Annotated in this window: 7 protein-coding genes; 4 read left to right on the forward strand and 3 right to left on the reverse strand. The window is 53.9% G+C overall.

Annotation, left to right across the window (positions count from 1 at the left end):
* Positions 1–87 precede the first annotated feature (87 nt).
* The 3 genes from recJ to JW953_23845 all read right to left on the reverse strand — a co-directional run bounded on the left by recJ (position 88) and on the right by JW953_23845 (position 2642).
* The gene (gene recJ / locus JW953_23835) at positions 88–1824 is read right to left on the reverse strand and encodes a single-stranded-DNA-specific exonuclease RecJ (GenBank protein MBN1995738.1); all 1737 of its coding nucleotides are present in this window, start codon (positions 1822–1824) and stop codon (positions 88–90) included.
* A gap of 131 nt (positions 1825–1955) precedes the next feature.
* Positions 1956–2270, reverse strand: coding sequence for a DUF4870 domain-containing protein (locus JW953_23840; GenBank protein ID MBN1995739.1), 315 nt, complete (start codon positions 2268–2270; stop codon positions 1956–1958).
* A gap of 96 nt (positions 2271–2366) precedes the next feature.
* Positions 2367–2642, reverse strand: coding sequence for an NINE protein (locus tag JW953_23845; protein MBN1995740.1), 276 nt, complete (start codon positions 2640–2642; stop codon positions 2367–2369).
* Positions 2643–2803: 161 nt separating this feature from the next.
* Between JW953_23845 and JW953_23850 the strand changes: the two genes are divergently transcribed.
* The 4 genes from JW953_23850 to JW953_23865 all read left to right on the forward strand — a co-directional run bounded on the left by JW953_23850 (position 2804) and on the right by JW953_23865 (position 7824).
* Complete coding sequence (locus JW953_23850) at positions 2804–3778, forward strand: methionyl-tRNA formyltransferase (protein MBN1995741.1); 975 nt, start codon at positions 2804–2806, stop codon at positions 3776–3778.
* A gap of 130 nt (positions 3779–3908) precedes the next feature.
* Complete coding sequence (locus JW953_23855; GenBank protein ID MBN1995742.1) at positions 3909–5432, forward strand: histidine kinase N-terminal domain-containing protein; 1524 nt, start codon at positions 3909–3911, stop codon at positions 5430–5432.
* Positions 5433–5436: 4 nt separating this feature from the next.
* A complete protein-coding gene (locus tag JW953_23860) occupies positions 5437–6021 on the forward strand; it encodes a response regulator (protein ID MBN1995743.1) in 585 nt (194 codons plus the stop codon).
* A 48-nt stretch (positions 6022–6069) separates the two neighbouring features.
* Positions 6070–7824 carry an NAD+ synthase gene (locus tag JW953_23865; protein ID MBN1995744.1) on the forward strand — a complete coding sequence of 585 codons (1755 nt, stop codon included), beginning with the start codon at positions 6070–6072 and terminating at the stop codon, positions 7822–7824.
* Positions 7825–7985 lie beyond the last annotated feature (161 nt).

Raw genomic sequence — 7985 nt, forward strand, 5'->3', positions numbered from 1 at the left:
AGGAAAAGAAGCCTGCCCTTAAGCTTACTCCTGAACAATTAGCTCTTTTCCCTGACTTCATTTAGTTATCCCGAACTCAGGTTAATACTAATGGGGGATATGTTTTTCCCCTTCTGTCTCCCGGCTCGTCTCGCTGGGGTGTAAATCCTGGACGTTCAATTGCATCAGGCGCTCGCCGTTCCATTCGTTGAACTCAAGATGATACACAACGTCAATTTGCTGAGAGGTCCGCAGCTTGCCGGCCCAATATCCCTGCCGGAAGGCAATGGCGCTCCAGGCGTGACGGCCATCGTGCAAAATCAGACGCAGGTGTTTGTCGTCAAGACCCACTGTTTTAAAATATTTCACCTCTAAATTGCGGGTCAGGAAGCAGGGGGTGGGATTGCCGCAGCCAAAAGGCTGGAGCGTGGCAATGGCCTCGGCCAAAGGGGGCCGCACCCCCCGCAGATTAACCTCACCATCTATGGTAATGGTGGGCCGCAGTTGGGCGACATCCAGGTTTTGCCGGGCTATGTGCCGCAATCTTTCTTGAAATTCTGGAACGTTTTCGTTTTTGAGGGTGAAGCCCGCCGCGGCAGCGTGCCCGCCGTAACGCACCAACAGGTCGGCGCATTGGTCCAGGGCTTCGGTGATGTGAAATTCGCGGATGCTGCGGGCAGACCCTTTGGTGGTCTCCGGACCGCGTTCGGCAATGAGCGTAGGCCGGTAGAATTCTTCGGTCAGGCGAGAAGCAGCCAAACCAACGACGCCAGGATTAAAATCGGGCTGGCTGATAAAGTAGAGGGGTTGTTGGGCGTCATCGGCCAAAATAATCTGGCGGGCTATTTCTACTGTGTTCAGCGTCAGCTCTTGCCGCTCTCGGTTTTGGGCATCGAGTTGGGCCGCCAGTTGACTGGCCTCGGTTGTGTGTTGCGCCATCAGCAGATGATAGGCGGCCAGGGCGCTGTCCAATCTTCCGGCGGCGTTGAGGCGCGGCCCAATGACAAAACCAATGGTGCCGGTTGAGATGGTATTTGACTTTGGCCCAACTTGGGCCATGAGCGCCTGCAAACCGGGCCGCAGAGATTGATTGAGTTGCTGCAAACCCTGGCTAACCAGTTTTCTGTTTTCGCCGTAAAGCGGGGCCAAATCGGCCACCGTACCCACGGCCACCAGGTCAAGAAAATCAGCGGGCTGCTGATGACCATTATGTAATAACCCGGTTTGGGCCAGCGCCTGGGCCAGCTTATAGGCCAATCCCACCCCGGCTAGTTCCTCGAAGGGGTAGGGGCAGTCGCCCTGTTTGGGATTAATGGCGGCCAGGGCCGGGGGGATTGCTTCACCTACGGTGTGGTGGTCGGTAATAATGATGTCCAGCCCCAGACTGCGGCCGTAGGCCACCTCTGGCACAGAACGGATACCACAATCAACGGTAAGCACAACTTTAACGCCCTGGGCGGCCAGTTCGGCTAAAGCTTCGTTATTCAGACCATAACCCTCGTCAAAACGGTTAGGGATGTAGGGCTGCACTTTGGCGCCCAAAGCCGTAAGAACCTGCATCATCAGGGCGGTGGCGGTCACGCCGTCGGCGTCGTAGTCGCCGTATACGGCGATGGGTTCCTGTTTTTTAATCGCCCGGCGCAACCGTTCAACGGCTTCAGCCATGCCTTTCAGCGTAAAGGGGTCATCCTCGGCCCACCGGCAGGCGATAAAGTTGTTGATTTCAGCAATGTCGGTAAAACCTCGATTATAGAGGATTTGCACAATCAAGGGGGGTAAATCTGGAAATTTGGCAAAGTGAGCCGCGGGAGCGCGGGGGGCCACTTCCCATCGTTTCGGTTGCATGGATACGTTGAGTCTCCCATCTTTCAATTGTTGGCGAAATTTTATTATAATGCAAAGCATGGACAAACAAAAATCCCCTGTTGCGCAATAGGGGATTTTTGTTTGTTTGCCGGGGGAAGAAGAGGGATGATTTAAACCCAACCCTGTCCCTTGAGGAAATTGGTCAGGGCGGGCACTTCCACCCACTCGCCTTGATAGGCTTTAATGGCCCAATAGATGACAATAAACCAAAGGATGAACAGGCAGCTCCCAAAGCCAAACGTAACCACCGAAATGATGGACATGACCACAAAGAAAACGACGGAGAAGGCTAACGAATTAACCGCATGATATTTTTGGAAGGGGCGGTTTTTCATATCCTCAACCAATAGGATAACAATGCCCAGCAGAGGAATAATCCAGGCCAGGGCCGCCATCAATTTGTCATTATCATTAATGTCGTTCATTATGTTATATTGCTCCTATAACTCACTAAAGCCGTCTCATTGAGAAAAATGAGACGGCACAAAACTATATTTATTTGATATCCTCCAAAATCGGGTCTATTTATCCCAAAACCACTGCATATCGCCAATTGCTTCGCCCTTTTGCAGCTTATCGGCCAGCATATAGGCATCAATCGCGCCCACAATGGGGATAATAAAACCAATCCCAATGCACGACAAAACGAGAGTAGCCACAATAATAATAATCCCTTTTTTAACCTGGCCCAGGTACATTTGGCCGACGCCGCCTAACAATAACAGGCTCAAAATGAGCGCCAGAATTGCATTTTTGGGGGGATCGCTGGGTTGAATTGTTTCCGTTGAAGTGAACATTGGATATACCTCTCCTTATCTATAAAAGGCTTATAAGATGGCCTATTCTAGCATACATCTTCACCCCATGTCAATTGTGGGGATTATTTTTTAAGATTTCATTGTAGAAATTGCCAGCCAATTGAGGTGGTGTTATCATAACCGGAGTAGGCTTTATTTAAATGGAGTATCTTTTGGCTACGAATATTATTTTTATGGGCACTCCTGATTTTGCTGTGCCGGCCTTAAAAGCGTTGATTACCTCGGCTAAAAAGGAGCCGTGGAACGTTGTGGCGGTAGTCACCCAGCCGGACCGGCCCAGCGGACGGGGCAGAAGGCTGACCCCGCCGCCGGTCAAGATGGTGGCCGAACAAGCCGGCCTTAAAGTATTACAGCCGTCAACGCTCAAATCAGAAGAAGCTGTGGCCAAATTGGCGGCGCTCAAGCCGGGTTTGATAGTGGTGGCTGCCTTTGGGCAAATCTTACGCAAGAATGTGCTGGCCCTGCCGCCCCACGGTTGTATCAATATTCACGCCTCGTTGTTACCTCGCTGGCGGGGAGCCGCGCCGGTAATCGCTGCCCTTCGCGCCGGAGATACCACCACCGGCGTTACCCTGATGCAAATGGACGAGGGTTTGGATACCGGCCCCATCATCGCCCAACGGGCCATGCCCATTACCGCCGCCCATACCGGCGGCACGCTCACGGCTGAACTGGCCCAATTGGGTGCAACCCTGCTGGTGGAAACGCTGCCGGCCTGGCTGGCCGGGGAAATCACGCCCCACCCCCAGGATGATAAACTGGCCACCCTGGCCCCGCGCCTTAAAAAAGAAGAAGGAGTTATTGACTGGTCGCAAACGGCAGCGGAAATTGAGCGGCAGGTCCGCGCATTTCAGCCCTGGCCGGGCGCTTTTACCCAGGGGCCGCGTGGCCCCTTTAAGGTTTTAGCCGTTGACCTGGACCCGGATGTGGGTCCCCCTGAACAGTTTTTACCCGGCGTTGTCTTTAACCATGAGCGGGGGGTGTACGTGGCCACAGGGCAGGGCGCAATTCGTTTGGTAACGGTGCAGCCGGCGGGCAAAAAAGAAATGACGGCGGAAGCTATGCTGAACGGCCAGCCTGAGTTGTTGGGCGCGCGGTTAGGGATTGGAGATTAGGGAATTAGGGTTTAGGGATTAGGCAGTATTGGTGGGGTTTGTCCCAATTTTTAGGCCATAAGGTAGGGACAGGAGATTATCCTGTCCCTACTATCAAAATTTTTGGACGCTCCCTATTGGCGCTTTATTCATGTACGATTCTGTGGGTGACTATTTAAATCTAACCGAGGCCGAAATAACCTTTCTATGGCAGGTTGAACAACAGATGGGCATTATGGCCGATTTGAGCCGGGCCGACGTTTTGCTCTATGGCCGCCAATCAGCCCTGGAAGCTGTGGTTTTGGCGCATGCCCAACCCCACTCGATTGCGCACGTTTACAGCAAAAACCAGGAAGGGCGGGTGGTCAACCTCAAAGAAAAGCCGGAAATCAAACGCGCGCTTATGCGGGGCCAGCGGCAAAAAGAAAAAGGCGGCTTCATTTCTGAAGGCGCGCCCGTGGTCAAACAAGCCTTGCCCATTTATTTTCCGCCGCTGATTTGCTTTTCCGCTATGGATGCGGAATCCGGCAAGCCGCGGGTAATTGCGGCTTTGGTGATTGTAACCAATCTGCTGGAACACGAACGTCACCGGCTGCGCAGCAAAGTTTTTAGACAAGCCCTTAAAAAATTGCAGACAATGGTCTGGCACGGACAATTACCGGGGGCGGCAGAGTTATCGCCTTTTGGCGAACAGGATGGCATTGTTTTTACCACTAGCGAGGGCGTGATCCGGTATGCCAGCGGCGTAGCCAACAACCTCTATCGCAAAGTGGGCTATAAAGACACCCTGGTTGGCCGCCATCTCTCTCACCTGGAAACAGAAGATGAAGCATTGCGCAAATTGGCCCTGGCTCAAAATCGCTGTATTGAGCAAGAAATTGCCGAGGCTGACCGGATTTGGATTCGTAAGGTGCTGCCACTAATATCTTATCCGCTGGCGCGTTGGCGCTGGCTCAAATTCTTCCAAAGGACGATGCGCCCCAGAAGATACGGGGTTATCATCACCCTGCACGACGACACCGAGAGCCGGCGCCAGGACCAGGAAATCCAGATCAAAAATGCCATCATTCAGGAGATTCACCACCGGGTGAAAAATAATTTACAAACCATTGCCGGCCTGCTGCGCATGCAAGCCCGCCGCACCCAATCCCCGGAAGCCCGCACGGTTTTAGAAGAAACCCAGCATCGCATCTTAAGCATCGCCGTGATTCACGAATTTCTATCCAACGAAAGCGCCGATATTATCAACATCAAAGACGTGAGCCATAAAATTGTGGCCCAACTCCAGCAAGGCGTGCTTCATCCCGACCAGGAGGTTCAGTTCAAAGTTACCGGCGATTCAATTTCGGTGCCGCCTCGCCAGGCTACTGCCTGTTCCCTGATCTTGAACGAGCTGTTACAAAATGCAGTTGAGCATGGCTTTACCGATCAAAAAACAGGACTTATTCAGATCAATTTGGAAGATGGCGGCGATGAGGCTATTATTAGCGTGGTAGATAACGGCCGGGGTTTGCCGGATGATTTTGAATTGGAGCAGACCAACCGGCTGGGGCTGCAAATTGTCAAAACTCTGGTGGAAAATGACCTGAGAGGACGACTTGAGTTGCGTAACAGCGTCAATGACGACGAGGGTTTATTGGTAAACATCACTTTTCCCAAAACAATTGGAGGTTAAATCAATGGAAAGAGCACGTATTGTGGTGGCCGACGATGAGTCCATCGTTAGAACAGATTTGAAAGAAATGTTGACCAGCCTGGGCTATTTGGTAATTGGCGAAGTGGGCGATGGGCGGAGCGCGGTCAACCTGGCCCGCGAGCTAAAGCCCGACGTAGTGTTGATGGACATTAAAATGCCCGACATGGACGGCATTGAAGCCGCCAAAGTTTTAACCGAAGAGCAGATTGCGCCCGTGGTCCTGCTCACGGCCTACAGCCAAACCGAGTTGGTGGAGCGGGCCAAAGACGCGGGCGTGGTGGGTTATTTGATCAAACCGTTCAGAGAGTCAGACCTGATGCCGGCCATAGAAGTGGCCCTCTCGCGCTTTAAGGAGTTTCAGGCGGTGAGGCAAGAAGTGGAAGATTTGCAAAACGCCCTGGAAACCCGCAAGTTGGTTGAGCGCGCTAAAGGCATTTTGATAGACAGCCAAAACATGAGCGAGCAAGAGGCGTTCCGTAAAATTCAAAAGATGAGCATGAACACCCGCAAGCCCATGAAAGAAGTGGCCGAGGCCATCATCCTGGCCCACGAAACCAGACAGCAATAATGATCAGGAGGGCAGATACCAATCTTCTCTCCTGAATTGAGGTAAATGATGACCACCCTCAGAATTGCCCTGGCCCAAATCAACGTTACCGTTGGCGACCTGGAAGGCAATACTGCCAAAGTAAGCGCCTACCTGGAACAGGCTAGGGCGGTTCAGGCCAATATTGTGCTCTTCCCGGAGTTAACCTTGAGCGGTTATCCGCCGGAAGACCTTTTGCTCAAACCCGGCTTTGTGGCGGCCAACCGGGCCGCCCTGGAAAGTCTGCTGCCCCACACCCACGGCCTCACCGCCATTGTGGGCTTTACGGATAAAGCCGGCGACCTGTTCAATGCCGCCGCCGTGCTGCACAACGGCCAACTGGCCGCGGTGTATCACAAATCACTGCTGCCCAACTATGCCGTTTTTGACGAAGACCGTTATTTTGCCGTGGGCGACACGCCCCTTTTATTCAACCTATCCCTGGCCCCCTCAAGCGCCGTTTGTTTTGGCGTGAGCGTGTGCGAAGACATCTGGTACCCGGCCGGCCCGCCGGAAACGCAGGCCGCTGCCGGGGCCGAACTTCTGCTCAATATTTCGGCCTCGCCCTACCAGAGCGGCAAAATCCAAAGCCGCGAACAAATGCTGGCTACCCGCGCCGCCGACAATGTGGCCATTTTGGCTTTTTGCAACCTAGTCGGCGGGCAGGATGAATTGATCTTTGATGGCAGCAGCCTGGTGCTGGACGAGCGAGGCCAGGTTCTGGCCCGAGGCCGGGCCTTTGCCGAAGAGTTGGTGCTGGCCGACGTTAATATCAGCAACGTTTTCCGGCAGCGCCTGCGCGATCCCCGGCATCGTAAGGACAGGTTGACCAAAATCCAAATAGACGCCTTTAGCCAGATTTCCCTGCCGGCCATAGAGAACGCAACGGCCAAACTGTCGCCGCTTGAGGCTTCGGTTCCGGCCGCTCATCTGGAGCCGGTGGCGGAAGTCTACCAGGCCCTGGTGCTGGGCACGCGAGATTACGTGCGCAAAAACGGATTCAGCAAGGTGACTATGGGCTTATCCGGCGGCATTGATAGTTCGTTGGTGGCCGTAATTGCCGCCGACGCCTTGGGGCCGGAGAACGTGATAGGCGTGTCTATGCCCGCGCGCTACTCCTCGGACCATTCCCAAAGCGACGCCGCCGAACTGGCCCAACGCTTGGGCATTGGTTATGAGGTGATTGCCGTTGAGCCGGTTTACCAGGCTTATCTGGACATCCTGGCCGATGTTTTTACCGGCGCCCCGCCCAACGAGGCCGAAGAGAATTTACAGAGCCGGGCGCGCGGCAACACCCTGATGGCCTTGAGCAATAAATTCGGCTGGCTGGTGCTGACCACGGGCAACAAGAGTGAAATGGCCGTGGGCTACGCCACCATTTACGGCGACATGGCCGGCGGTTTTGCCGTGATCAAAGACGTGCCCAAAACCCTGGTTTACCAGTTGTGCCGTTATCGCAACCAAATCAGCAATGTTATCCCCGAAAATGTCCTCACCAAACCCCCCTCCGCCGAACTACGGCCCGACCAAAAGGATACCGACTCCCTGCCGGAGTACGATCTGCTGGACGGCATCCTGGCCGCCTACATTGAGGATGAATACAGCGCCCGCGAGATCATCGCCCTGGGTTACGACGAGGAAACCGTGCGCCGGGTCATCCGCATGGTGGACCGCAACGAGTACAAACGCCGCCAGGCCCCGCCCGGCCCCAAAATCACCAGCAAATCCTTTGGCAAAGACCGGCGGTTGCCGATTACTAATCGGTATGTATCGGCCAGGTGGTAAACAGACAGATCATCAAACCAGGCTTCTCCATAAATCCCGCTAAGAGCGGGATTTCTTTTTGACTCAGGAAATTACGGCTCTTTGGGATTTTCCGTGGCATACCCCAATATGTAGGGGCGAATCCTTGTGGTCGCCCTGGGCAGGCACAAGACCTGCCCCTA

This window comes from Anaerolineae bacterium (genome assembly GCA_016931895.1).
Classification (GTDB): domain Bacteria; phylum Chloroflexota; class Anaerolineae; order 4572-78; family J111; genus JAFGNV01.

Excerpts from the sequence above, each read along its gene's own strand:
- recJ (MBN1995738.1), bottom strand. The coding sequence starts at position 1,824 with ATGCAACCGAAACGATGGGAAGTGGCCCCCCGCGCTCCCGCGGCTCAC.
- JW953_23840 (MBN1995739.1), bottom strand. The coding sequence starts at position 2,270 with ATGAACGACATTAATGATAATGACAAATTGATGGCGGCCCTGGCCTGG.
- JW953_23845 (MBN1995740.1), bottom strand. The coding sequence starts at position 2,642 with ATGTTCACTTCAACGGAAACAATTCAACCCAGCGATCCCCCCAAAAAT.
- JW953_23850 (MBN1995741.1), top strand. The coding sequence starts at position 2,804 with ATGGAGTATCTTTTGGCTACGAATATTATTTTTATGGGCACTCCTGAT.
- JW953_23855 (MBN1995742.1), top strand. The coding sequence starts at position 3,909 with ATGTACGATTCTGTGGGTGACTATTTAAATCTAACCGAGGCCGAAATA.
- JW953_23860 (MBN1995743.1), top strand. The coding sequence starts at position 5,437 with ATGGAAAGAGCACGTATTGTGGTGGCCGACGATGAGTCCATCGTTAGA.
- JW953_23865 (MBN1995744.1), top strand. The coding sequence starts at position 6,070 with ATGACCACCCTCAGAATTGCCCTGGCCCAAATCAACGTTACCGTTGGC.